This is a genomic window from Pseudoscardovia suis, from assembly GCF_002797875.1.
In the GTDB taxonomy this organism is placed as follows: Bacteria; Actinomycetota; Actinomycetes; order Actinomycetales; family Bifidobacteriaceae; genus Pseudoscardovia; species Pseudoscardovia suis.
Genome location: NZ_PGFC01000005.1, coordinates 134,332 through 159,314, shown reverse-complemented (window position 1 = coordinate 159,314; position 24,983 = coordinate 134,332). Strand labels below are relative to the sequence as shown.

16 protein-coding genes and 1 pseudogene are annotated in these 24,983 nt (G+C 59.8%); 4 read left to right on the top strand and 13 right to left on the bottom strand.

Translation table 11 applies throughout. The features are described 5' to 3' along the window. Positions 1-223: 223 nt before the first annotated feature. From CLV65_RS08755 to CLV65_RS06865, 4 genes and pseudogenes are all read right to left on the bottom strand, one after another. Positions 224-1,879, bottom strand: a pseudogene (locus tag CLV65_RS08755) (PP2C family protein-serine/threonine phosphatase); the annotation flags it as partial. A 9-nt stretch (positions 1,880-1,888) separates the two neighbouring features. Beyond that, positions 1,889-2,449, bottom strand: coding sequence for an FHA domain-containing protein FhaB/FipA (locus tag CLV65_RS06875; protein ID WP_094690385.1), 561 nt, complete (start codon positions 2,447-2,449; stop codon positions 1,889-1,891). 37 nt (positions 2,450-2,486) lie between these two features. Continuing rightward, complete coding sequence (locus tag CLV65_RS06870; protein WP_094690386.1) at positions 2,487-3,206, bottom strand: FHA domain-containing protein; 720 nt, start codon at positions 3,204-3,206, stop codon at positions 2,487-2,489. 181 nt (positions 3,207-3,387) lie between these two features. Further along, the gene (locus tag CLV65_RS06865; RefSeq protein WP_157847247.1) at positions 3,388-3,969 is read right to left on the bottom strand and encodes an NUDIX hydrolase; all 582 of its coding nucleotides are present in this window, start codon (positions 3,967-3,969) and stop codon (positions 3,388-3,390) included. Positions 3,970-4,277: 308 nt separating this feature from the next. On the opposite strand from CLV65_RS06865, the gene CLV65_RS06860 reads away from it, so the two are divergent. Next, positions 4,278-5,375, top strand: a complete 1,098-nt coding sequence (locus tag CLV65_RS06860) for an alpha/beta fold hydrolase (RefSeq protein WP_157847246.1) — start codon at positions 4,278-4,280, stop codon at positions 5,373-5,375. 159 nt (positions 5,376-5,534) lie between these two features. Here the strand turns inward: CLV65_RS06860 and CLV65_RS06855 are convergent, their stop codons facing one another. After that, complete coding sequence (locus tag CLV65_RS06855; protein ID WP_094690389.1) at positions 5,535-7,025, bottom strand: amino acid permease; 1,491 nt, start codon at positions 7,023-7,025, stop codon at positions 5,535-5,537. Positions 7,026-7,527: 502 nt separating this feature from the next. Here CLV65_RS06855 and CLV65_RS06850 point away from each other — a divergent pair. The 3 genes from CLV65_RS06850 (at position 7,528) to trhA (ending at position 10,802) form a co-directional block, all read left to right on the top strand. After that, the gene (locus tag CLV65_RS06850) at positions 7,528-7,833 is read left to right on the top strand and encodes a YhbY family RNA-binding protein (protein ID WP_094690390.1); all 306 of its coding nucleotides are present in this window, start codon (positions 7,528-7,530) and stop codon (positions 7,831-7,833) included. A 219-nt stretch (positions 7,834-8,052) separates the two neighbouring features. Then, positions 8,053-9,372: an O-acetylhomoserine aminocarboxypropyltransferase/cysteine synthase family protein gene (locus tag CLV65_RS06845; protein WP_094690391.1), complete on the top strand. Its 1,320-nt coding sequence runs from the start codon at positions 8,053-8,055 to the stop codon at positions 9,370-9,372. A 371-nt stretch (positions 9,373-9,743) separates the two neighbouring features. After that, positions 9,744-10,802, top strand: a complete 1,059-nt coding sequence (gene trhA / locus CLV65_RS06840; protein WP_244569062.1) for a PAQR family membrane homeostasis protein TrhA — start codon at positions 9,744-9,746, stop codon at positions 10,800-10,802. Positions 10,803-10,918: 116 nt separating this feature from the next. Here the strand turns inward: trhA and CLV65_RS06835 are convergent, their stop codons facing one another. The 8 genes from CLV65_RS06835 to dnaA form a co-directional block, all read right to left on the bottom strand. Continuing rightward, complete coding sequence (locus tag CLV65_RS06835; RefSeq protein ID WP_094690392.1) at positions 10,919-12,250, bottom strand: alpha/beta hydrolase; 1,332 nt, start codon at positions 12,248-12,250, stop codon at positions 10,919-10,921. A 41-nt stretch (positions 12,251-12,291) separates the two neighbouring features. Beyond that, positions 12,292-13,062: a DUF3566 domain-containing protein gene (locus CLV65_RS06830; protein ID WP_157847245.1), complete on the bottom strand. Its 771-nt coding sequence runs from the start codon at positions 13,060-13,062 to the stop codon at positions 12,292-12,294. 149 nt (positions 13,063-13,211) lie between these two features. Continuing rightward, positions 13,212-15,998, bottom strand: a complete 2,787-nt coding sequence (gene gyrA, locus CLV65_RS06825) for a DNA gyrase subunit A (RefSeq protein WP_094690394.1) — start codon at positions 15,996-15,998, stop codon at positions 13,212-13,214. Positions 15,999-16,166: 168 nt separating this feature from the next. Continuing rightward, the gene (gyrB, locus tag CLV65_RS06820) at positions 16,167-18,326 is read right to left on the bottom strand and encodes a DNA topoisomerase (ATP-hydrolyzing) subunit B (RefSeq protein ID WP_094690478.1); all 2,160 of its coding nucleotides are present in this window, start codon (positions 18,324-18,326) and stop codon (positions 16,167-16,169) included. Positions 18,327-18,672: 346 nt separating this feature from the next. Continuing rightward, the gene (locus CLV65_RS06815; RefSeq protein ID WP_157847244.1) at positions 18,673-19,206 is read right to left on the bottom strand and encodes a DciA family protein; all 534 of its coding nucleotides are present in this window, start codon (positions 19,204-19,206) and stop codon (positions 18,673-18,675) included. Then, positions 19,190-20,425 carry a DNA replication/repair protein RecF gene (recF, locus tag CLV65_RS06810; protein ID WP_094690396.1) on the bottom strand — a complete coding sequence of 412 codons (1,236 nt, stop codon included), beginning with the start codon at positions 20,423-20,425 and terminating at the stop codon, positions 19,190-19,192. Before recF ends, CLV65_RS06815 begins: the two co-directional genes overlap by 17 nt. A 21-nt stretch (positions 20,426-20,446) precedes the next feature. Beyond that, a complete protein-coding gene (gene dnaN / locus CLV65_RS06805) occupies positions 20,447-21,571 on the bottom strand; it encodes a DNA polymerase III subunit beta (protein ID WP_094690397.1) in 1,125 nt (374 codons plus the stop codon). 1,022 nt (positions 21,572-22,593) lie between these two features. Continuing rightward, complete coding sequence (gene dnaA / locus CLV65_RS06800) at positions 22,594-24,687, bottom strand: chromosomal replication initiator protein DnaA (protein WP_094690398.1); 2,094 nt, start codon at positions 24,685-24,687, stop codon at positions 22,594-22,596. Between the last annotated feature and the right edge of the window lie 296 nt (positions 24,688-24,983).

Genomic DNA, 24,983 nt, shown 5'->3' with positions numbered 1-24,983 from the left:
GCGGCTTTCACTGTGCCGCCCCCTGGCCGGACGCGCTGGCGGACGGGGATGCCGAGGCACTGGCGGACGGGGACGCCGACACGTTAGCGCTATTGGCGGCAGATGCGGAAGCCGTAGATGACGGCGAAGCCGAAGCACTGGGCGAAGCAGATGCCGCCGCTTCCCTTTCTTTCTGCGTGCGATTCTCGTTGCTTTCGGTGATGAGGATGGCCAGATGCTGCTCAGCCTCCTGCTGGCTGGACATCGTCACGCCACGCTGAAGCTGCTGCTGCGTGTTTTCCGAAAGATTGGAGACGCTGATCTTCGTGCTGCGCACAATATGCGACATCTCCATGCCAAACACATTCGTATTGACACCTTGGTACACCGCCACATACCCGTCGGATTCACCGATGTAATACTGCGATTGCGACCAGTGCCACGCCCCATACACCACGCCGGCAATGATGCCGACAATCACAATGATCGTCGCGATGACCACGCCACGCTTCATGTGAAGGCGCTTGCGGTGGCGTTCATGATCCTGTGCCTTCTTATGGGCCAATGCCACGGCGACCACTGGATCGCGCGGATCGGACACCACGGTTCCGTCACGCTTCTTGACGATGGGAATCTCACTGGTGTCAGGCATTATTTCATCTGCAGCAGCCGGATCCTTGGACTGGGGAACCGCGATGTTGGGGGTTTCCTCTGGTTCGTCGCCGGACTGACCATCCGCGCCATCCGTCGGCGCATCGGATCCGCCGTCCACATCAGCACCATTGACAGACTTGTCAACAACGTGTGCATGCCCGTCTAATGAATCGCTGTCATCGGACTCCCCCATGTCGGCGGAATCCGAGGCAGCATATCCGCCGCCGCCTGCGGTGTTGCCGGAAGCCTCGGCGTCGCTGCCATAGCCGTTGGCGGCATTGCTTGCCGCATTCGCACGGGAATCGGCAGCATCGGCGCCCGATTGCGCCGCCGCCAGTTCCGCGGCCTTTTGCGCCGGGGACTTCGCATACTCATCTCGCAGTTTCGGAGCCTGCGCCACCGTCGTGCCCAGAATTCCCGCCAAAGGCGCCAGATCAGCGCTCACTGCGCCTGCCACCAGCGGAATCTGGTGCCGCTGCCCCGGCTCGCCGGGATCAAGAGGAATGTTGGCATCGGCAATCACGGCCGTGCAATTATCGGTGCTTCCAGCCTTGAGCGCCATTCCCACCAGCCGCTGGGCGCAATCCTGCGGATTCGTCACGGTCTCCAAGGTTTCACGGATCGTCTCGTCGGAGAGAACACCGCATACACCGTCGGAGCACAGCATCCAGCGGTCGCCTGCCTGCGCCTTGCGCACAGAGATGTCCGGCCGCGGATCAATGTCGAAATCGCCCAGCACGCGCATCACCACATTGCGCTGCGGATGGTTCTTCGCTTCGGCAGGCGTGATGCGGCCTGTATCGATGAGATGCTGCACGTAGGAATGGTCCTTCGTGGCGCGAATGATGCGCCCGTTGCGCAGCAGATACGCGCGAGAGTCGCCGATATGAGCCAACACCCAATGGTCTTCCACCAAGGTCACGGCGGTCACCGTCGTGCCCATGCCCGCCAGCTTGTGCTCGTGCTTCGCCTTGCCCACGATCGCATCATGCGCGGCTATGACTGATGTTTCCATGAGCGACGCCACGTCACCCACGCTTTGCGGACTTCCAGGATCTTTTTCGATGTGTGCCAAGGAGCGCACCGCGATGGTGGACGCCGTATCGCCGCCTGCATGGCCGCCCATGCCGTCGCAGATGGCGATGAGCCGTTCGCCGGCGAACGAGGAATCCTGGTTGTTGCTTCGCACATAGCCGGTGTCGGACACCGTAGTGGAATACAAGAAGAGGGTGTTGCGTGATGTCATGCGACTACGTCACCTCAATTCGAAAGTCGTGGCGCCGATACGCACCAGCACGCCAACCGGCAGCATCACCGCGCCTCGAATGCGTTGGCCGTTGACCACAGTGCCGTTTGTGCTGTTCAGGTCCTCCACGGCCCAGGAACCCGTGGCTGGATCGCGGAATACACGGGCATGGTGAGCTGAAACGAACTCGTCGTCAAGAATGATTGCATTGTCAGGCGCACGTCCCAGCGTGATGGGCTGCGCCGTCAATGTCACTGTCGTGCCCGCGAGGGGACCATCCACAATCACCAACACCGTGGGCTGAGATTTACCGGATGCAGGCGAGTGCGCACCAGCACGCGCAGAGCGCGCCGGAGCACCGGAATTATGAGAATGAGGAGCAGCGGCTGCTGCCACGACCGGGGTAGCGGAAGACGCCCGCACCTGACGATCCTTTTGACGGCGTTTTCGGGAATCGCGTGGGCTACGGCTTGAGACGTCACGCCCCAATGAGCGTACGACAAAAAACACGAACACCCACAGCAATGCGAGGAACGCGTATTTGAGAATCGCGAATGTCAGGTCGGTCATATCGAACGCCTTCTTATCTCCTCCTTCTCGCGGAAAATCAAGCCTGCGTCTCGGAGGATGCCCAATACAGGATTCGCGTGCGGCCAATCGTGATGGTGTTACCGTCAAGCAACGTCGCAGCAGGCACGCGATGGCCTTCCACATAGGTGCCGTTGACCGGAGGCTGCCCCTTGCTATTGAGGACTTCCTTCATGATGACGCCCTGCGGAGTGATGGAAATCGTCAGATGGTGACGCGATACGCCGGGATCGTCGATGATGATGTCGCAATCGGAGCCGCGCCCCACCAGCGTTTCTGGAGCCGTGAGCATGTATTGACGACCGTTGATCTCAAGGACGGGGCAGTCCTTCGTCTCGCTCTTGGACGTGACGGGCGCCGCGTTGCCTTGCACGGATTCGCTGGACAGACGGAAGTTGCCGCGCTGCAGGTCGTAATCCTCTTCGAAAACAACAACAACAGGACCCACGAAAGCGTAATTCTGGCTCTTCGCATACTTGGTCAGATTCGCCGCAAGCTCATTGGCGAGCGCCTCCGCGCCCCACTTTTCGATGTGGTCGAAATCCGGTGTAGACAGTGCGAAACGGTACTCGTTCGGCGCCACGGTGCGGTCGCGTCCGACCGGCATGGCCTGAGCATCGATTTCTTTCTCCAAGGCGCTGGAAAGATCAACAGGCTGGAGATCCTTGGAGCCGAACTTGTTGAAGACGCCGTTGACGGCACCTTCGACTCCTTTCTCAAACTTGTCGAGAACGCTCATAGTCACCTTTCTCCGTCCAATGAAGCATACGAACGCTGCGCATTCGCACTAGTTGGGCAATCTTGGACCGCACGGGCATGCTTGCATGGAACCTAGTAGTTCTCAGTCATTATATAAAGAAGTTCAGCACTTTCGTTCTGTCATCACTCAAATCATCACAATACTGTGATATTTCGCCATCTCACCTGCCTGCGCGCATACGACGCATCTGCTCGCATTGGATTGCGATGAACGAATGGGCTTCGCGGATTCCGCACGTCGTCAGCTCATCCCAATCGACCCACCGGTATGACACGTACTCGTCGGGGTCGAGATCTTGCTGTTCGTAATGCCATTTGTGCAAGTCAAGCACATAGGTGTAGGCCATTTCGTTCGTCATGCCCTCGGAGGAATAGCATTGCGCCGCTTCTATGACGTCATAGTCGTCTGCCACCACGGAGGTTTCTTCGCGCAACTCGCGCAGCATCGCATGGCGCGGATCCTCTTCCGCATCGATAAGACCGGCGGGCACTCCCATTACATAACCATTGCGCCCAACGCGATATTCCTTCTCCACGAGATACAGATCGCGCTCGGTGTCGTGGGGGAGCAGGATTACCGCCGGCGCATGGTCAATGAGCTGACGGCGGATCGTCACATCATCGCCATCCTTGGTGCGCAGTGCAATGCGCACGTCCTTCACGGTGAAAATCGGACCGGAGAACACATCCGTGCTGCTGACGATGCGTGGTGTAACCGACATATCAAGCTGTTTTGTGCTCATGATGCTCCTTAAGTCTCGCGCTCTTCCCATCGTAAACCGTTGCCCCGCTGCGCGCAGCGATAGGCGAGTGGCGTGACACCATTGGCGTCCGGCACCATCCCGACACGCAAACACGCCGCGGATGCCCGGTGTGTCGCACGCGTGTCACCTTGGCATGGGCAAATCACCATGAGTATGATGATGGCACATCTGCGGACGGGCACGATGCCGTGCCCATGCACCGTCACCGTTGCCCCATGGGGAACTGCACTCACCAGAGCACCGGAACAAGAGCAGAAGCAGGAACAGAGATCAGGAATCGAGGAACAATGGTCACGCTCATCGATGAGAACAATTACGCATCAGCTATGACCGATGTGGTGCAGCCCGCCCTCGCCGCATGCGCCACGGAGGGCTGGATGGCGCCCGCCACGCATCCGGGACTCACGGAGCTGGCGATTCCGCAAGACTCCCATAACGGCGAACTGCGCTACGTCACGTACCGTTACGCGGACTTCCCTCAGGGCAACCGCGACGCCGAAGCCCCCGCCGATGCCCAAGGCACCGTCGTCATCGCCCACGGTTTTTCGGAGTTCTATGGTCGCTATGACGAAATCGCCTATTACTTCCTTGCCGGCGGATACAACGTGGCGATCCTCGAGGACCGCGGCCATGGTTATTCGCCGCGCGACCTGGGCGATTTCGACCGCGTGTGGATTGACGATTGGCGCCGTTACATCGTTGATTTGAAGAAGTTCTGCGAAGTGGTCGCACGCCCGATGGCCCCCACCGCCGCATTGTGCATGTATGGGCATTCGATGGGCGGCGGCATTGCCGTGGCGCTCACGGAGCAGTATCCATCCACCCTTGACGCACTGGTGCTGTCAGCGCCGATGATCGATCCCATCCTGAGCGTGCCGGAACAGGTGGCTCCAGCGGCCTTGGATGCGCTGTGTGTCGGACGCGGCGGCGAAGCCCCGGCTCCAGGGCAGAAGCCTTTCCCTGCATGGAGCGAGGATTTGGTGACGCCCGGTCTGTCGATGGCCCGCGGCAAGTGGCTGTATGACGTGCGCGCCGAAGACGGCCATTACCAGAATTTCGAGGCGACGAACGGCTGGGTGCGCGAAATGGTGCGGCTTTCCAAGAGCATCCGCCGCGACAGCGCCGTCGGCCGCATCACCACGCCCATCCTGCTCATTCAGTCCGGCAACGACGTCCAGGTGTCGCTTCAGGCACAGGATGAATTCGTGATGCATGTGACGCAGGATGGCGGCGAGGCGTCTCTCATCCGTCTGGACGGCGCTCCACATGAGCAGGGCAGCCTGCCCAACGAACTCCTGGGACAGGTCATCGGGGAATCCCTTGATTTCTTCGACTATTATTCAAGCCCCGCCGAGTGGGAGAGCGCTGACAAATTCGGAGCATAAGTCCGGAGCAGATTCCAGGGCAGGTTCCACCGCCGGAATGAAACACGCGCATGGAACCTGCAGGCATACACAGAAGGCGGACCGATGGCATCACATGTGAGCCATTGGTCCGCCTTTGTTATGCCGCCGTGCCGTGACGCAGGCCGGGCTTATTCGCGCTTATTTGATGAGCGGCACCCGCTCGTCATCGCCCATGTCAGGGGATTCAACGGCGCGTTCCTCATCGGGCACGCCCAGCGCGTCATCGTTGATATCGAGCATGTTGTCAAGCATCGTGCCGTTGATACGGCCCCTCACAGCGAACCAGCCGATAATCAGCGCCACGACCACCACGGCAAACACGGCGATCGTCTGGCGTCCCTCGACGGTGAAGAAGTTCGAGAACACCACGACCACAAAGAAGACGAGCGTCACCCAATCCGTCACCGGCGCGCCAGGCAAGTGATACGCGGGGCGCGGCTCCAATCCCTTGCGCACGCGACGCATGAACGCCAGATGGATCACCATGATGAGGCACCATACGGTGGCGATGCCAATGCCCGCAAGGTTCATAACGATGTTGAACGCCGCGCTGGGCACAATCGCATTGAGCACCACGCCGATCATCGCCACGCACATCGTCATGGGGATGGCGCCCGAAGGCACCTTGTGTTTGCTGAGCTTGCGCGCCATCTTCGGCGCGGAACCGGCGAGCGCCAGCGACCGCAGCGTGCGCCCGCTCGCATACAGCCCGGAGTTCAATGCCGACAATGCAGCGGTGAGCACCACGAACTGCACCACGTCACCGGCATGCGGCACGCCAAGCCCCGCGAAGAACGTGACGAATGGCGATTCGTTCGCCGAATACGCGGTGTATGGCATCACCAGCGTCATGACCGCCACGGAGCCCACGTAAAACACGAGGATTCGGAAGATCATCGAATTGATGGCATGGGGGAGCACTTTCTGAGCGTCCTTCGCCTCGCCGGACGCCACGCCCACCATTTCCGTGCCACCGAACGCGTAAATGACGCCGAGCGTCAGGGTCAGCACCACGCCCATTCCTTGCGGGAACAGGCCGCCGTTGTCGGTGATGTTGTGCACGCCGGCGGTGTAGTCTCCCACGTGCGCGCCGGTGCATGCCGCCCAGATGCCCACGACAATGAACAGCATGATCATCGCGACTTTGATGGCGGAGAACCAAAATTCCGCTTCACCAAACATTTTGACGCTCAGCATGTTGATAACGAACACGACCGCAAGCACGGCGAAGGCAAGCACCCATTGCGGCACGGCATCGAACACGGACCAATACTTGAGATACAGCGCCGATGCCGTGGAATCAGCCATCAGCACGGTCGCCCACACGATGTAGTAGAGCCAGCCGGTGAAATACGCGCCCTTCTCGCCGAAGAATTCACGCGCATACGACACGATCGCGCCCGATGACGGACGGCGGATGGCGAGCTCACCCAATGCCCGCACCATGAGGAACGCGAACACTCCACAGATCGCATAGGCGATCATGAGTCCGGGGCCGCCTTGCGCCAGGCGCCCGCCGGTGCCGAGGAACAGGCCGGTGCCAATGGACCCGCCGATTGCGATCATCCTGATATGTCGTGGCTTGAGTTCCTTGGCATAGCCGGCATCGGCTTTGTCCTCTTGTGCCATGCGGCCTCCTTCGAGCTGTGTGCACTGCACGTGTGCCTGCGTGCACTGTATGCACTGTAATTGTTGGCAATTGTTGGCGCGTTTCTACGCGTTTCCGTGCTGCAATAATTCGGATGCTCTGGTTGCGCGCCATGCAGCTGCATTGCCTTCGACATGCATCATTGTCGCGCAAACCTCGACTCTACACACATTCCGATGGGTTTCCCACGCAATTCCCATGGAAAACACCCCGTTCCATTCAGTTTCGCGCCGTTATATAAAAGCATCGAAAGCGAAAGCTTCCGACGGAAGCCTCTTACAGGCTTCTGATAACTGAATCCCTTCTTCTCTCCTTCTCTCTGATGAATGCCCGGCGCCCCCCCTAATCGCCGGGCTTTTTCATTGCTTGGCAACATTGCCTAGCAATCGTTCTTGGCGTCATCAGCGTCGCGGTTCCCCATGATTCCTGCGCTGAATCGCGCCCATACGATACCCTTGGAATCATCTACGGAAACGAGGAGCAATGACCCTTACCAAGAAGCAAACGAAGCAACTGCGCGCCCTGGGGCAGAAGCTCAGCCCGCTGCTCATCATCGGAAAGAACGGCATCACCGATGCCACGATCAAGCAGGCGGATGAAACGATCGAGAAGCGCGAGCTCATCAAATGCCAGGTCCTGCCTGACATCGGCGTGGACGCGAAGGAAGCAGCGCAGGAGCTGTGCGACAAGCTGCACGCGGAAGTCGTGCAGGTCATTGGCAACCGTTTCGTGATTTACCGCGAATCGCACCGCGACGACATCGAGAAGATTCGTCTGGTACGCGAATAGCGCGACTGACGCACATAGCGCGACGTTGCGCCACCACGCTGGCTGTGCAGCACACCGAGACCCGTGCGGCACAGCCAATTCAGCCGGCGATCGACCACCCGGCAGTTCGACCGCCATCAATCAAACCATCGGGACCCGAAATTGATCCACCGAATGGCTTGATTCCCAACTTTTCATAATTGAAAACAATCACATCAGCAATCGAAAGGCAAGTTCCCCATGTCTGAATCATCGGAAAACAGGCATGCCTGCAATTGCAAGCATCCCCTCGACACCACGTGCGTGCAGTCCGGCTGGCAGCCGAAGAACGGCGAGCCCCGCACACCTCCCATTGTGGAATCGACCACCTTCAAATACACCAGCAGCGAACAGATGTCGCGACTGTTCGACCTATCGGAATCCGGCTATTTCTACACCCGCCTCTCCAACCCCACCAATGACGTGGTGGCGCAAAAAATCTGCCAGCTCGAAGGTGGCACCGCGGCAATTCTGACCAGTTCCGGCCAGGCCGCGAACTTCTTCGCGTTGTTCAACATCTGCTCGGCGGGCGACCACATCGTTGCATCGAACGCCATCTACGGCGGCACCTACAACCTCATCAACGTCACCATGCGCCGCATGGGCATCGATTGCACGTTCGTGCACCCGGATTGCTCCGAGGAAGAGCTCGAGGCGGCGTTCAAGCCCAACACGAAGGCGGTGTTCGGCGAGTCCATCGCCAATCCGTCGCTGATGGTGTTCGATTTCGACAAATTCGCAGCCGCCGCGCACCGCCATGGCGTGCCGCTCATCGTCGACAACACGTTCCCCACACCCGTCAACTGCCGTCCGTTCGAATACGGCGTTGACATCGTGACGCACTCCACCACGAAGTACATGGATGGCCATGGCTCCACCGTGGGCGGCGCCATCGTGGATTCAGGCAACTTCGACTGGATGGCGCATGCCGACAAGTTCCCGGGACTGACCACGCCGGATGACTCCTACCACGGTGTTGTGTACGCCCAGCAGTTTGGCAAGGGTGGCGCGTTCATCACGAAGTGCGTGGCGCAGCTCATGCGTGACTTCGGCTCCATTCCTTCGCCGGTGAATTCGTGGATTTTGGGCCAGAACCTCGAGGATCTGGGACTGCGCATGCGCCAGCATGTGAAGAACGGCTATAAGGTGGCGAAATTCCTCGCTTCCGATCCGCGCATCTCGTGGGTGAATCATCCGGGTCTGGAAGGCGACAAGTATTATGAGCGAGCGCAGAAATACATGCCTAACGGCACCTGCGGCGTCATCGCTTTCGGCGTGCCTGGCGGCCGTGACAAGGTCTCGTCGTTCCTTGACCACCTCAAGCTGGTGTCCATTGCCACGCATGTGGCGGATTCCCGTTCGTGCATCCTGTATCCCGCTGGCACCACACACCGCCAGCTGACGGAAGCGCAGCTTGAGGAAGCCGGCGTGGGCATCGACCTGGTGCGTCTGAGCTGCGGACTCGAAGACGCCGATGACATCATCGCCGACCTCAAGCAGGCGATGGACGCCACGCTGTAAGGCGGCGCGAAGCGCTGTGAAGCCGCGACCATCTTCCGATGTCTGGAATCAGCTCGCGGCGTTCCCTGTCGCTCAACTCCAACAACGCCATTGACTTGACAATGGACAGCAGGCGGTTCCCATGAATTCGTTCATGGGAACCGCTTTTGCATATGTGGGTCTACGTTCTGCAGCGGTTTTTATGCTCCGGTTTTATGCTCCGCAGTGGTTTTATTTTTTCGAGATTCCACGCTGTGAAATCGCACCGTCAGACAACGAACTTACTTCGTAGTAAGTTACACATAGAAAGACAATAATCGGCAGAAAAACAGACGGAAGCAACAGATAAACCCAAGCAACAAGCGCAAGAAACAAGCAGGGAAGGGGCGATCATGCCAGTGAATTCAACACCGACCTCAGGGCGGACCGCACCGCGAACCTCACAAACCGCAACGGCATCGATGCCCACGGCAGCCACAACCACTGCCATAACCGCAACCGTCGCAACCAACACAGCCCCGGCGCAAGACAAGCCAATGATCTCCGCCAAGCAGCAGCCGCACCAATACCGCCGCGACCTCGACCACGCAGACCCCGCCGTGCGTCGCGAATCCACCGCTGACCGGCGCGCCGCAGACCTCACCGCCATGAAACGCCTGGGCAGCGCCACGCACAGCGACAGGGCATCAGTGCGCGACCTTGACCAAGCCCGCAAGCGCCGGCGCACTGCACGCAAAGAACTCAAACAAGCCAAGCGCGAAGCCATTCGCCGCGGTCTCGCCATCGAACCCACCGATTATCTGGGCGAGCACCATCCTCGGTTGCGCGGCTGGCTGCACGCCATCATGTTTCCTTTGTGCATCGGCGCAACGGTCACACTCATATGCCTGGCACCCGCCGGCGTGCCCAAGCTCGCCTGCAGCCTGTATGCCGCCACATCCATGATGCTGTTTGGCATCAGTGCCTGCCTGCATCTGATCCACTGGCATTCGCGCCGCAAACATGACGCGATGTGCGCCATCGACTATTCGAACATTTTTCTCACAATCGCAGGCACCAACACGCCCATCGCCCTCGCCTTGCCCAGGCAGCTCATCTGGCCGTACCTAGGCATCATATGGGGGCTATGCATCGTCGGAATAGTCACCCACGCCGTGTGGAAGAAGGGGCCGGACTGGTTCTTCACCATCATCTACTGCGTGCTCGGCCTCGCCGTTTCAGTGCTGCTTCCGCTGCTATGGCATGCACCTGCCGCAGGCCCCGCGGTGTGCTGGCTGCTCATGGCAGGCGGCGCATGCTACATCGCTGGCGCCGTGTGCTTTGCACTGCGCAAGCCGATTCTTGCACCTGGTTGGTTTGAATACCACGAAGTCTTTCATTTGGGCACGCTGCTCGGATGGTCATGCCACTGTGTTGCCGTGTATCTGGTGATGCTATCACCGGCGTTGTAGTTCACGGTATTGAGTGCGCGCACAAGCATGTTAATTGTTAACAGTTCGCTGTGTGGTTTACGGTATCCACCATTAATACCACAAACTACAAATTGTTTGTTGTTTTAGGTATTATCTTACGTTTGACTACTGTTTTCAATGTCTTCATGATTATTGTAGTTTAAGGTATCGCCTTCCAATTTAACACTGATACCCTGAACCACATCACCATTGTGGTTTGAAGTATTGCTATCGTCGGCAGTGTTTTCATCACCATCACCCGAAGTCTGATCGGGGTCTGCGCCCCGACTCGTCTCAGAGTCAGATGTCGCCCACCCTTCGTTCCCATCGGCTGCGCACACAGCATCAAGCGCAGCTCTCTCGGCATGGCGACTCACTCGATAAGATCCCCATGCCAATAGCCCTGCCCATTCCAAACCGATCCGGAAGTACTCGCGCCTCGCATCGGGAGCTGACATCGAAATATCATGCAACGCACCGGGAATCGTCACCAGCGTCACAAACGGCCCCAGATTCACCGCAGCCTGGCGCACCGACTGCACATCGAGCACGGTGTCTGCCCGCGCCATCAACGGGTCCCAGCGCGTCTGCAGCATGGACCGATCGGACGTGCACACCAGCACCGGCACGCGAATATCGAGTCCCTTGGCGACCTCGTCCTGTCCGTTGTAGATGGCGTTCATCCATCCGGCACGCGGCTGGAATTGCACATCGTCGGGCAGCTGGTAGCGTTCGTAGTTCCATAGTCCGCCTTGGGACTTGTACAGCGTGCGTGAATAGAAGCCAGGGTCGTTGAGCGGCATGGCGGTCTTGCCACCCATCATCGTGACGCCGCGCACCACCGGAGTGGTCAACCAGCGCCCGAAACGCGTCAGTTGCAGCTCCAGCCACGGGGAATTGAGCATCAGTGCCGTCACGTGATGCGGCTGGCGATGGTGCATCCACAGCGAGGCCACCAAACCGCCCATGGAATGCCCTATGGCGAGAATCTTCACGCGAGGCCCGCATTCCTTAACGATGAGGTCACGTAAAGCATCCAGCACAGGGAAGTATCCATGCAGGTCCTCGGTGTACCCCGGGGTCTGCCCGCTGCGGTAGCTGCGTCCGAACTTGGGCAGGTCCACGGCGTAGAAGTGCACGCCCATTTTCTCCCAGAATTCCGACGCATGCCGGCGGTAGAAATGGTCGTTCCATCCATGCACATACAGGATTGCCGCAGGGGAGCGCCGCAGCACTGTACGCGCAAACCGCCGCCATTGCGCGTCCGGCAGAAGCGTCTGCGGGTTCTTGCGCACGAACGTGGCTATGACCTGACCTTCGTCGTCGGTCTGCATGAAGTAGGCGGTGCACTGCTGGTATCCGGGCAGCCAGCGATCAGCCTCCCATCGTGAGAGAAAAGCAGGCGCATCATTGCCCATCTCGCTGGATTGGGTTGATGCGCCTGTCATGAGGAACCTTCAATACTGCAAAGGCAATGTCGGCTAGCGGCTCAGTCGTCGCCCAGCGTCACGCGCAGACCGCCGACGAGGCGTGCGGTGAGGTTGTAGAGGAATGCGTTGATGGCGGCGAGCAGTGTGAACAGCACGGTGTTGAACACGCCCAGAATCACCAGCACGCTGATCACATGGGACAGCGAGAAAATGCTTGTCAGGCCTGTTGTCACGGAGTCCAGTCCACTGCTGGAAACGAGCGAGTTGATGGACGTCATGGCATTCGAGCCCATGAACACGGCCCATGCCACGCTGAGCGCGATGATGAGAATGAGTGAAATCGCCACGGACAGCATGAAGCCGACCTTGGTGGCGGACCACGGATCAATGCGCGTGAGCGAGAGCTTCATGCGGCGTGCGCGCGGGGTCTTGTGGCGACGCTGTCCATCAGCGGCGCCACCCTCTTGCGGGTGATGGGCGTTGCGAGGTGCGGCGGGCACGCTTTCCAGGGAGGAATGTACCGGAGCGGAAGCGGACACGCCTACGATTCGAGGCGCGTCGGAATGCGCAGACCGAGGCGCGCGAGCGGAGGCTGCAAATTCTCCCGAGGGAGCGACGGATGCCGCAGCGGCGCCGGCGGAAGCGTCAGGGAAGACGGAGGATGAGGCCGAGCGCATCACGCGTGGCGCTGCATCGGTCGACGCCGGTGCGAACGATTCAGCGGAGCCAACGCCACCACGATTGCCTTGCTCCGGCCCCGGGTGTGTGTAGCCGGCATTTGCATAGCCGGGTTCCGAGTTCACGTTCGGCGTGATGTTGTTATCGCTCATGCCTTCACCTTGCACTTCCATGATTGACCTGTGCATATTTGCTACGTGCATTTACTCACCGCATCGCATTGCTTGCTGCACAGAGTGCAGCAAGGGCGTAGTGCGGCGATGGCGTGCACGGCTGACCGCACACGCCATCTCTCTGTCTGTTATGCGACATTATCAGCGTCTTGCGACGTACCCGCCGCTTCAGAGGCTGCTTGACCGCCTTCCGCGCCAATCTTTGCAGTATTTTCACCATTGCCGGCAACGGATGCCGCAGGGACCGCAGGCTCCGCAGATGCCGCAGCCTCCGCCTCCTCGCCGCCATCCGTGCCATCATCGGTCTCCGCATTGCGCGCGATGGAGATGATCTCGTCGCCTTCGTCCGGCTTGGCGAGCGTCACACCTTGGGTGGTGCGGCCAGTGCGGTTGATTTCGGACACATCGGAGCGAATCACCTTGCCGGACTTCATGATCGCCATGATCTGGTCGTCTTCGTTCACCACCAAAGCACCGACGAGATCGCCACGCCCCTCGACCAGGTTGATGGCCTTCACGCCGTATCCGTTGCGGCCCTGCAAGCGGTATTCGCTGAGCGCCGTGCGCTTGCCGTAGCCTTCGCTCGTCACGAGCAGCAGGTCGGAATCGGAATCGGCAGGCACCACGTCCATGCTGAGCAGCAGGTCCTCGCCCGGCTCGCCCTTGAACTTCATGGCCTGCACACCGGCAGTCTGACGGCCCATCGGGCGCAGCGTGCTGTCATCGGCGGAGAACCTCACCGACATGCCGTGCTCCGAGACAACGATGATGTTGTCCTGTGCATTGCACAGCGCGGCACCGATCAGTTCGTCGATGATCGGCACTTCGTTGCCATCCTCGTCCGTCGTCGTGGCGCCTTCGATCTGCGTGAGGCGAATGGCGATGAGGCCGCCTTGGCGCGGGGAGTCGTACTCCGACAGCTCGGTCTTCTTGACCTTGCCACTGCGGGTGGCGAGCACCAGGTACTGCGCATCGTCGTAATCGTGGATCGACAGCACCTGCTGGATGTTTTCGCCAGGTTCGAGCTGCAGCAGGTTCGCCACATGCTGGCCCTTGGCATCACGTCCGCCCTCCGGCACCTCGTAGGCCTTCAGACGGTAGACGCGACCCTTGTTGGTGAAGAACAGCAGCCAGTTGTGCGTGCTGGTGAGGAAGAAGTGGTCCACCACGTCGTCTTCGCGCAGACGAGCGCCCTTGATTCCCTTGCCACCGCGATGCTGCGCGCGGTATTCGTCGACCTTCGTGCGCTTGATGAAGCCGCTGTGCGTCACCGTGACGACGACGTTCTCATCGGCGATGAGGTCTTCCATGTTGACTTCGCCGGAATACGGCAGGATGCGGGTGCGGCGGTCATCACCGTACTTTTCGACAATTTCGTCGAGTTCGTCACCCACGATCGTGCGCTGGCGTTCCTTGCTGGCAAGGATGTCGTTGTAATCGGCGATCTTGCGCTGCAGTTCCTCGTGCTCGTCCAGGATCTTCTGGCGTTCGAGGGCTGCGAGACGGCGCAGCTGCATGGCGAGGATGGCGTCCGCTTGCACATCGTCCACGTCAAGCAGGTCCATAAGGCCTGTGCGCGCGGCATCCACAGTGGGGGAGCGGCGGATGAGGGCGATCACCTCGTCGATCATGTCGAGGGCCTTCAGATAGCCCTGCAGAATGTGGTCGCGTTCCTCCGCTTCGCGCTTGAGGTAGCGGGTGCGGCGTTCGACGACTTCGAGCTGATGGTCCACCCAGTGCTTGACGAACGCGTCGAGGCTGAGCGTGCGCGGCACGCCGTCCACGAGGGCGAGCATGTTGGCGCCGAACGTCTGCTGCAGCTGCGTGTGCTTGTACAGGTTGTTGAGCACGACCTTCGGCACGGCGTCGCGCTTGAGCACCAGCACGAGGCGCTGGCCGGTGCGGCCAGAGGTTTCGTCGCGCATGTCGGCGATGCCGCTGATCTTGCCGTCGCGCACCGCTTCGCGGATCGACACGACAAGGCGATCGGGATTGACCTGATAAGGCAGTTCCGTGACGACAAGGCACATGCGTCCGCGGATTTCCTCGGTGTTGACGACTGCACGCATCGTGATGAGGCCGCGTCCGGTGCGGTAGGCCTGTTCGATGCCCTTGTGCCCCAGGATTGTGGCGCCGGTCGGGAAGTCAGGACCCTTGATGCGGGCGATGAGCGCGTTGAGCAGCTCTTCGCGGCTTGCCTCGGGGTGTTCCAGCGCCCAGTGCACGCCATCGGCGACCTCGCGCATGTTGTGAGGCGGAATGTTGGTGGCCATGCCCACGGCGATGCCGCTGGAACCGTTGACCAGCAGGTTGGGGAAGCGGCTGGGCAGCACGACGGGCTCCTGCGTCTTGCCGTCGTAGTTGGGCTGGAAGTCAACGGTGTCCTTATCGATGTCGCGCACCATTTCCATGGCGAGCGGTGCCATGCGGCACTCCGTGTAACGCATGGCGGCCGCGGGATCGTCGCCCGGGGAGCCGAAGTTGCCTTGTCCGTCCACGAGCAGGTAGCGCATGCTCCACGGCTGCGCCATGCGCACGAGGGTGTCGTAGATGGCGGCATCGCCGTGCGGATGGTACTTGCCCATCACATCACCCACGACGCGGGAGCACTTGTTGTAGCCGCGGTCGGGACGGTAGCCGCCGTCATACATCGCGTAGATCACGCGGCGGTGCACCGGCTTCATACCGTCGCGCACATCGGGGAGCGCACGCTCCACGATCACGGACAGCGCATACGCCAGGTACGATTCGCGCATCTCCTGCTGCAGGTCGATAGGCTGCACGCGCTGGCCCTTGAGCAGGCCGTAATCAGTGGTGTCGGCCTCTTGGGGGCTCAGCGGTTCGCTGTTGTTGTCGAGGCCGTGGATCTGGTCCTCGTTGTCCGGCTCGTCGCCGGTGAAGTTATCATCTGCCATTGCCTTGGGTTCCTTGGATTGGTGAAGTTCTTGGCTGCACGTGGTTCGGCACGTGATTCGTAAGTGTCATGCAGACGCCACATGTGTGTGGTCTGCGGTATCCGGCATCCGTGTGGTTTGCGGTATCACAGGGCACATCATGCAATACCGCACACCACACAGTTTGGATCATGCATCGATGAATCGGGCGTCGTGTGCGTTGCGCTGGATGAACAGGCGGCGGGGCTCCACGTCGTCACCCATGAGCATGGAGAACGTCTCGTCAGCCTGGGCAGCGTCCTCGATGTGAATCTGCTTGAGGATGCGGTGCTCAGGATCCATGGTCGTCTCCCACAGCTCCTGGTACGTCATCTCGCCCAGACCCTTGTAACGCTGGATGCCTTCGCCCTTGGGAAGCTGCTTGCCTTCCGCCTTGCCTTCGGCAAGCACGCGGTCGCGTTCGGCGTCCGTGTACACGAAGTCGTGCGGGCCCTTCGTCCACTTGATTCGATACAGCGGCGGCATGGCGACATACACGTAGCCGGCGGTGATCATCGGGCGCATGTAGCGGAAGAACAGCGTAAGGTTCAGCGTGGCGATATGCGCACCGTCCACATCGGCATCGGCCATGATGATGATCTTGTGGTACCGCACCTTGTTCACGTCGAAGTTCTCGCCATAACCGCCGCCGATGGCGGTGATCAGCGACTCGATCGTGTCGGACTTCATCATGCGGTCGAGCGAGGCGCGCTCCGTGTTCAAGATCTTGCCTCGCAGCGGCAGGATCGCCTGGGTGATCGGGTTGCGCCCCTGAATGGCGGAGCCGCCTGCAGAATCACCCTCGACGATGAACAGCTCGCATTCGGCCGGATCGTTGGACTGGCAGTCCTTGAGCTTGTCCGGCATGCCGGCGGATTCGAAGATGGACTTGCGACGCGTGGATTCGCGCGCCTTCTTGGCGGCGATACGAGCGCGGGACGCCTCCATGCCCTTGAGCACGATGGACTTGGCTTCGGCGGGGTGGGAGTCAAACCAGTCGGAGAGCTTCTCGGTCATGACGCGCTGCACGAAGGTCTTGGCTTCGGAATTTCCCAGCTTCGTCTTCGTCTGGCCTTCGAACTGCGGGTTCGTGAGCTTGACGGATACGACGGCCACGAGGCCTTCGCGCACGTCGTCGCCCGATAGGTTCTCATCCTTGTCCTTGAGGATGTTTTTCTCACGCGCGTAGCGGTTCACCAGGCCGGTGAGCGCGGCGCGGAAACCTTCCTCGTGCGTGCCGCCTTCCGTCGTGGTGATTGTGTTGGCGAAGGTATGCACGGATTCGGAGTAGGCGTTCGTCCACTGCAAGGCGATTTCCGCCGAGATGCCGACCGTGAGGTCCTCGGATTCGAAATCGATGATGTCGTTCTCGACAGGCACGGCGTGCTTGGCCTTCACCAGGAAGTCCACGTAGTCGCGGATGCCGTTGACATACTGGTAGCTCACGCTTTCGTGAAGCTCCTCGGCCACGTTGTCACCGTCGCCGGCGACTTCGTCTCCCGCCTGGTCGATCTGGCGCAAGTCGGTGAGGGAGATGCGCAGGCCCTTGTTGAGGAATGCCATCTGCTGGAAGCGGCTGCGCAGCGTCTCGAAGTCATACACGGTCGTTTCGAAAATCGCGGGGTCCGCCCAAAACGTGACGGACGTTCCCGTCGACTCGCCTTCCGCCATCGGCTCGCCCTTGGCAAGCGGCGCCACCGGCTTCTGGTTCACGTAATCCTGGGTCCAGTGGAAGCCTTGGCGGCGCACCTCGATGTGCATGCGCGTGGACAGTGCGTTCACCACGGAGATGCCCACGCCGTGCAGACCGCCGGAGACCGCGTAACCGCCGCCTCCGAACTTGCCGCCGGCGTGCAGCTTCGTCATGACGACTTCGACGCCGGACTTGTGTTCGCCCGGCACTTCGTCCACAGGGATGCCGCGGCCGTCATCGACGACGGTGATGCCATTGTCCGGCAGGATCGTCACTTCGATGTGCGTGGCGAAACCGGCCAACGCCTCGTCCACGGAATTGTCGACGATCTCGTAGACCAGGTGGTGCAGGCCGCGCGGACCGGTGGAGCCGATGTACATGCCCGGCCTCACGCGGACCGCCTCAAGGCCTTCCAGCACCTTGAGGTCGGACGCATCATAGTGGTGCGGCGCCAAGGAATCGTCGAGCTGCGCATCGGTCAGTTCGTCGTTCTGCACGGCCTCATTGGCCTGCGCATGCGCGTTGACGGTTTCGCCGTTCGCGCCTGCCTGACCGGCTTGCTCCCCGTTGGTCACTGATTGGGTTGATGATGATTGGGTTGCGTTGGAATCCACCATGCCTTCGGCATGCGTTTCTTCGGGAATGCCCACGGGCTGTTCGTCGTTGGAATCGGCCACCAAAGCTTCCTTCCTAGTGTTTTTCATGTTGCCGCGATCCATGCGGGTTTTCCGTGCCGCCCGCGACGGCTCACCATCACTGGCGCGCATCCCGGGCACGCCGAGGCAGCCCTGAACCGCCACAGCGACCCGGCAAACGCCTTGGCAGACGACCCACAGTGGGGTTTGCCATGCTGCACCGTCATTGGATCACGATTAAACATGCCCTGAGAGCCACAAAAACGACCCACCAAGGCACGAATATATCTCTGTGCGTAATCCTACTAGGACCGGGGGACTCAAAGCGCTAGAAATACGTATCTCGCACGCCTCGTCCCTTGACGTCCCACTTGCCCCTTCGGAACGTGATGGAACTCGCCGCCGTCACCTTCACTTCGGTCACATCCAGCCCCTTCACGCGCGAATTCAATGCCTGCTTGATCTGGGGCGCCATGAAGGTCAGCTGCTGCCCCCACACGGTGCTCAGCGGTCGGATCGTCAGCACACCGTCCTTGTATGACACCGGTCGGCAGTTCGCCGCAATGGCAGCGCCCACGATCTGCTCCCAGTTCTGCGAGAGCTGGGCGACCGCCATGCCGCGGCGCCACACCGGATCGTCCATCATCGGCATCAGCGCTGTGGAAATCGTGATTGGATCGCGCCCGGGCTTGCCGAAGCTGTCATGCGCCTTCTGGCGTCGTTCATCATCGTCCAGCGCGGCATCGGAGCAATACACGGCAAAGATCTGCTCGGGCAGCAGCGTGGGGTCGAGCCGCAGGGCCTGCGCCACCGGCATGCCGGGCGTCGGCTGCTCCGCGCCCGCTTCACCATGCCGAGGCATCGGAATCCTCCTCGATCTTGTGCACATCGATCATGTGCGCCTCTATCCCTTCCGGAACATCACCGGGAGCGGCCACCGTGATGAGTGTCTGCTCCTGGCGGGAGGCGAATTCCACGATCTGCAACCGTCGCGCCGCGTCCAGCTGCGAAAACACATCGTCGAGAATCAACACGGGCGCCCCTGTGGGCGAGCCATCCTGCGCCGACCTGCCTTCAAGCACCGTGAACAGCGCCATCTTGAGAGCCAGGGCGATTGTCCACATCTCACCGTTGCTCGCATAATCCTTGGCGGGAGCGCCGTCCAGCATGAACATCACGTCATCACGATGAGGCCCTATCAGATTGCGCGACTGCGCCACCTCGCCATCGAAGATTCGCTGAAAATGCCCACTGATGGCCTCCAGCACAGACACGCCGACCTGCGGTTCGGATTGCCAGTCCTGTCGCGCCACGGGCGCCTCGCACACAGCCTCGGCTTCGGCGAAACCCGGTGCATACAGCATCGACGCCGCGCCACCGCCCGAAAGATCGGCGCAGATCGACACAAAGGGCTTCTCAAGCAACGCGCATACCTTCGACCTCGCCTGCGTCAACCGCAATCCACGGTCTATGAAGCTGCCGGTCCATGCCTCCAAGGCATCCAGCAGGGGACCCACGCCATGCCCGAGAGAGCGTTCCTGTCCTATCTGCCGCAGCAGTTTCGCACGCTGCTTGGCGATGCGGGCAAATTCCTGCGCCAGTTCGTAGTAGCCCGGGACGAGCTGTGCACCGGCGGAATCGAGAAACGCACGTCGCCTGGCAGGATCCATCGATACGAGCAGCTGGTCGTCCGGCGCGAACACAACGGCGCGCACCTGCCCCACCACCGAGCGCAACGGCTGGCTGGCGCCGCCGTTCACCCGAGCCTTGTTGCCTCCTCGCACAGGCAATGTCACGGCATACGTGGTGGTGTTTGCGGTATCAAGAGAAGAATTGCCATCATCGTTGATACCGTCGACCACATTCGCTCGGATGGTGGCCGTCTTCTTGCCACGTTCCACAAGCGGCACCGTCGCGGATGTGCGATGGGAGCCGCCCGTCGCCAACACTTCCACGGCTTCGACAATGTTCGTCTTGCCAAGGCCGTTCCTGCCGTAAAGCACGTTGACGCCCGGTTCAAAATCCACCAAGCAGTGTTTCCAGGAACGGTAATGGTCAAGCACCAACCGCGTCACATGCATAGCACATCACTCGGCAACAGGTCACTCACTGAAACGCACCGGCACCATCAGATAGCGGAAGTCCAGGGATTCATCGGAATCGGCCTCCTGCTGTCCATCAATCTCCACAGCCTTGAGAGCGTCGGTCATCTTGATGCGCACATACGGCTCATCGAATGCCTTGAGGCCTTCCACAAGATACGACGGGTTGAAAGCCACGGTGATGTCGCCGCCGTCAAGATCAGCGGCGATGGATTCAGAAGCCTGCGATTCGTCCGCAGCACCGGCAGACAACGTCAGCTCATCCTGCGTGAAACGGCACCGCACCGTCGAATTGCGTTCGGCCACCAAGGACACGCGATGCAAGGCCCCCAGCAGTTCCTGGCGATTGAGCACCACCTGGATCGGGTATTCATCGCGGAACAGGGAATGCACGGCGGGGAAGTCGCCTTCGATCAGCTGCGTTGTCGACACACGGCCGGCGTTCTCAATGCCCATCAGACGCGCGTTCTCCGGATCGAAGTCCAAGGTCACGTTCTGAGTGGTGTCAAGGAATCGGGCGATGTCGGACAGCAGCTTGCCACGCACCTGTGCCTTGGCTTCAACCTGGGGATCCTGAGGTGTCCAGGAGAATGTGATCTGGCTGAGGCGGAAGCGGTCGGTGGATGTCATCGTGACCTGGTCCCCGTTGAATTCCATGAGGATCGACGTAAGGATCGGCCTGCTGTCTTCCCTCGCCACGGACACCGCCGCCTGCGTCACGGCATGAGCGAAGGTCTCGCCATCCACGCGTCCCAGCACCGGAGGCACCTGGGGCAGCTGCGGGTAGTCGGAATCAGGCATGAGCTGCAATGAGAAGCGCGCCTTGCCGCTTCGGATCATCAGACGGGTGCCGTCGGTGGCAAGCGTCGTCTTCTCGGCAGGAAGGTTCTTGGAGATGTCGGCAAGCAGACGCCCCAGCACCACAATCGTGCCCGGCTCGTCAACCGTCGCCTCGATATGATGCCTGTCGGTCACCTCATAGTCGAACGCAGAAAGATCCATCACACCATCGGCAGCATCGATCTTGACGCCCTGCAGAATCGGCGACGCTGGCCTCTGCGCGATGATGTGCGTGGTCCAGTTGACCGCTTCAGCGAAATCGGAGGAATTTACCTCGACCTTCATGACTGACCCTGCTTTCTGTCGGTGATTTGTAATGTGTCGGCACTTCCGGAAGGGCGGAGCATGGCAACCGCCCACCTTGGATAATCCATGACGCGGGAGCGACAAAACCCACGCGCCCAAATCCACAAGGAACTCAAGTCTAATCCTGCTTCCGCATCCATTCTACATTTTTCGGCACGCCGACGGGCAGGGCAATGAAAATCCTCATAACGGCACGCCATGCGGGTGCGCCTTATTGAGAAAATCCATATCCGAAAATCTCGAACGGACGTCGCCCTTATTGAGAATCACAAAACCGGAGCACAAGGGGAATGTGCAACCCTCTGCATAAGTAAACGTTTACTAAACATATAGCCTCTGCGGCCGCTTCCCTTGTTCTCGTTGTTGTTATTTGTTGCGTATTCGAACGTTTTTTGCGCAAACTGTTATGCACAACGCCCTGCATATATGCAACCCTCAAACATAAAAATATGCGAAGTTTATGCATCTCGCTGTTATCTTTATGATCACTACCTTTACGTATTCATTAGTCGTCGTAATAGTGTCGGTGGATTTGTGGAAAACTATGCGGTCGACGCTGGCGCGAAGCCTTCCGAGTTGCCCACAGATGTGGATTCACTGTGGATAACTTGTTGATGGCCGGCGGACTTATCCACCGACGCAAAAACGTCAAAATTTATCCCCAACTTTTCGGGATTTTCCACTGGATCCTCCACGACTTTTCCACAAGAAAAAGCCGCTTATTCACTCAAAAATTCGCCAAATGTGGATAACCGTGTGGATAACTTCTCGATTTCGAGGCGGTTTTCACCTCGAAAATTGTACACTCCACCCCTGAGCATGCTACCCCGATGATTCACGAAGCATGGCGTGAAGAGCAGCGCAGAGCGCCGTCCCACGTGCGCCATTGCGCTGGTTTGCGGCGCTCCGCCAGCGTTACGAAGCGTCGCATGAGCCTCTCACAAGCCTCTTACCACTGTATCTTCCTGCCACTGTGCGACCCAATGTGCGGCAGCGATGGCTTATTTTGTGGAATCCTTGCGCTTGATGAGCACCGTCAGTTCGGTCACGTAGTTGTAGACTTCGCGCTTTTCCGACATTTCCGATGAAATCTTGCGGCAGGCGTGCATGACTGTGGAATGGTCGCGCCCTCCGAAGATCTCGCCGATGTCGACCAGCGACAGGCTGGTCATTTCACGTGCCATGTACATGGCGATTTGCCGCGCCATTGCAATGTTTTTCGTGCGGCTGGTACCCACCAGGTCGTCGAAGGTCAGCTGGAAGTACTGCGCCGTCGTCGTGATGATGTCCGTAGGGGTGATCTCCACATCCGACGAGAAGAAGTCCTGCAGCGTTTGTTCCGCCAAGGCACGGGTGAGGGGCTGCTTGTTCAGCGACGCCATGGCATGCACGCGCGTCAGCGCGCCCTCCAGCTCGCGCACGTTGTCCGTCACCTGTTCGGCGATCAGGTTCAGCACGTCGTTGGGCACTTCCATGCCGCTGGTCTGCGCCTTCATGCGCAGAATCGCAATACGCGTCTCCAGGTCCGGCGGGCGCACATCCACCGACAGGCCGGAGTCGAAGCGCGAAATCAGGCGCTGCTCGAATCCCTTGAGATTCTTGGGCGCAACGTCGGACGCGATCACGATCTGCTTGTTGGCCTGGTGCAGTGCGTTGAAGGTGTGGAAGAACTGGCGCATCGTCTCTTCGCCGCGCAGGAACTGGATGTCGTCGATGAGCAGGATGTCGACCTCACGGTAACGCCTGTTGAAGTTCGTGACGCCATTGGGATCCGTTGACGACGTGCGCAAGGCTTCGATGAATTCGTTGGTAAACTCCTCGGAATTCGCATATCGCACCTTGAGCGACGGGTTTTCGCGCAACGCCTCGTTGCCGATTGCATTGAGAAGATGCGTCTTGCCCAGTCCCGGACCGCCGTAGATGCACAGCGGGTTATACAGCTTGCCAGGCGTCTCCGCCACGGCAAGCGCCACGGCGTGGGCGAAACGGTTGGAATCACCGGCAACGAAGGTGTCGAATGTCGCCAGCTTGTTGAGATGGGTCTCTTCGTCGCGGTTCATGCGCGGCGTGGACATCTGCATATCGCCGTGCTGCTGATACCCGGACGCATATGCGGCGGGGGAAGCCGGTCCCATCATCTGGTTGCCGCGTCGGGGCGCCGGCATTTGGCGCGGATTCCCTTGTGCGCCATTGCGGTAAGCGACTTGGGCAGGGGTCACACCTGCGCCAGGTTGTTGCGCAGATTGCGCCGGCCCCTCATAACCGCCATTCGCGGGATTCGTCGGAAGGGGCGCGAAACCATGGGAGTCCTGCCCGGGTGCGCCTTGATTCGCGTCATACGTTGTGGATGGCATGTCGGCGTCGGGATATGCCGAGTAGTCGTCATACGGATTCGTGCCGTAAGGGTTGGTTTGCGTTCCAGGAACGTTCTGGCCGCCCGGCATGGTCGTCCCGTTGGCGTTATTCGCGCCTTGCTGTGGCATCTGTGTTCCCTGCGCTGCCGCGAAACCTTGGGCGGTGGATTGGAAATTCTGCTGCGCGTTGGTTGGCTGTGCACCGGCATTCGAACGGGGGAACGCATCCAGGTCGAAAAGCGTGCCTTGCTGAGGGTTGTGCGGTTTCTCCCTGTGCTGGTGGCGCTGTACGCCGGGATGTTGTGCACCAGGACGCTGATTTTGCACGCCGCGGAATGTGGGGTTCTGCGGTTGCGTGGTCTGCCGTGCCATCGTGGCGGGGGTGGGCACCGCATTGCGCTGGTGTGCCTGGGAGGCAATGGCGATCGCATCATTGGGATCGTCTGCGGAAGTGGAGTTCGTCGAGGCTGCCGGACTGTTGGAACTCACCAGGTGGATGAGGAACGTCATGTCCTTGCCCGCGGCGATTTTCAACGCCTGGATCACCTCGTTCGAAATATTGTTTTCGATGGTGAGGCGGGTGAATTCATTGGTCGCTTCGAGAACGATCATGTTGTCGAAGCAACGGAAAGGTGTGATTTCGCTGATGCAGCTCTTGTAGCGCTCCGACAGCGAATTGTTGGACAGAAGCAGTTCCTTGGCCCGCGACCAGATTGCTGCGGCTTCATCTGTGTCTGCCATGGGTGCTTCCTTCCTGTATGGGGTGTTGGGGGTGCCTCGTTTTTTGAGGGCGCCTTGGATGTTGAATATGCCGTTGGATGTGCCGGCTGCGGAGTCGGTTGTATTCAAGGCTAGTGACGACCTAATAGTTATACTCCACGTTTTGAAAGTTATCCACATCGTAGCGTGTTGCAATGAGTTTGATTGTGAATAACATAGATGTTATTTGTGGATAACTTCGTCGGTGTGGATGGAATAGGGCAATGGAAAAACGTTGAAAATACTTGCGTTGGCGGTTATCGAAGGATGTGGGTAAC

Bases quoted from the DNA above. Each gene is read 5' to 3' on its own strand.
- CLV65_RS06875 (WP_094690385.1), bottom strand. From the start codon at position 2,449: ATGACCGACCTGACATTCGCGATTCTCAAATACGCGTTCCTCGCATTG.
- CLV65_RS06870 (WP_094690386.1), bottom strand. From the start codon at position 3,206: ATGAGCGTTCTCGACAAGTTTGAGAAAGGAGTCGAAGGTGCCGTCAAC.
- CLV65_RS06865 (WP_157847247.1), bottom strand. From the start codon at position 3,969: ATGAGCACAAAACAGCTTGATATGTCGGTTACACCACGCATCGTCAGC.
- CLV65_RS06860 (WP_157847246.1), top strand. From the start codon at position 4,278: ATGGTCACGCTCATCGATGAGAACAATTACGCATCAGCTATGACCGAT.
- CLV65_RS06855 (WP_094690389.1), bottom strand. From the start codon at position 7,025: ATGGCACAAGAGGACAAAGCCGATGCCGGCTATGCCAAGGAACTCAAG.
- CLV65_RS06850 (WP_094690390.1), top strand. From the start codon at position 7,528: ATGACCCTTACCAAGAAGCAAACGAAGCAACTGCGCGCCCTGGGGCAG.
- CLV65_RS06845 (WP_094690391.1), top strand. From the start codon at position 8,053: ATGTCTGAATCATCGGAAAACAGGCATGCCTGCAATTGCAAGCATCCC.
- trhA (WP_244569062.1), top strand. From the start codon at position 9,744: ATGCCAGTGAATTCAACACCGACCTCAGGGCGGACCGCACCGCGAACC.
- CLV65_RS06835 (WP_094690392.1), bottom strand. From the start codon at position 12,250: ATGACAGGCGCATCAACCCAATCCAGCGAGATGGGCAATGATGCGCCT.
- CLV65_RS06830 (WP_157847245.1), bottom strand. From the start codon at position 13,062: ATGAGCGATAACAACATCACGCCGAACGTGAACTCGGAACCCGGCTAT.
- gyrA (WP_094690394.1), bottom strand. From the start codon at position 15,998: ATGGCAGATGATAACTTCACCGGCGACGAGCCGGACAACGAGGACCAG.
- gyrB (WP_094690478.1), bottom strand. From the start codon at position 18,326: ATGGTGGATTCCAACGCAACCCAATCATCATCAACCCAATCAGTGACC.
- CLV65_RS06815 (WP_157847244.1), bottom strand. From the start codon at position 19,206: ATGCCTCGGCATGGTGAAGCGGGCGCGGAGCAGCCGACGCCCGGCATG.
- recF (WP_094690396.1), bottom strand. From the start codon at position 20,425: ATGCATGTGACGCGGTTGGTGCTTGACCATTACCGTTCCTGGAAACAC.
- dnaN (WP_094690397.1), bottom strand. From the start codon at position 21,571: ATGAAGGTCGAGGTAAATTCCTCCGATTTCGCTGAAGCGGTCAACTGG.
- dnaA (WP_094690398.1), bottom strand. From the start codon at position 24,687: ATGGCAGACACAGATGAAGCCGCAGCAATCTGGTCGCGGGCCAAGGAA.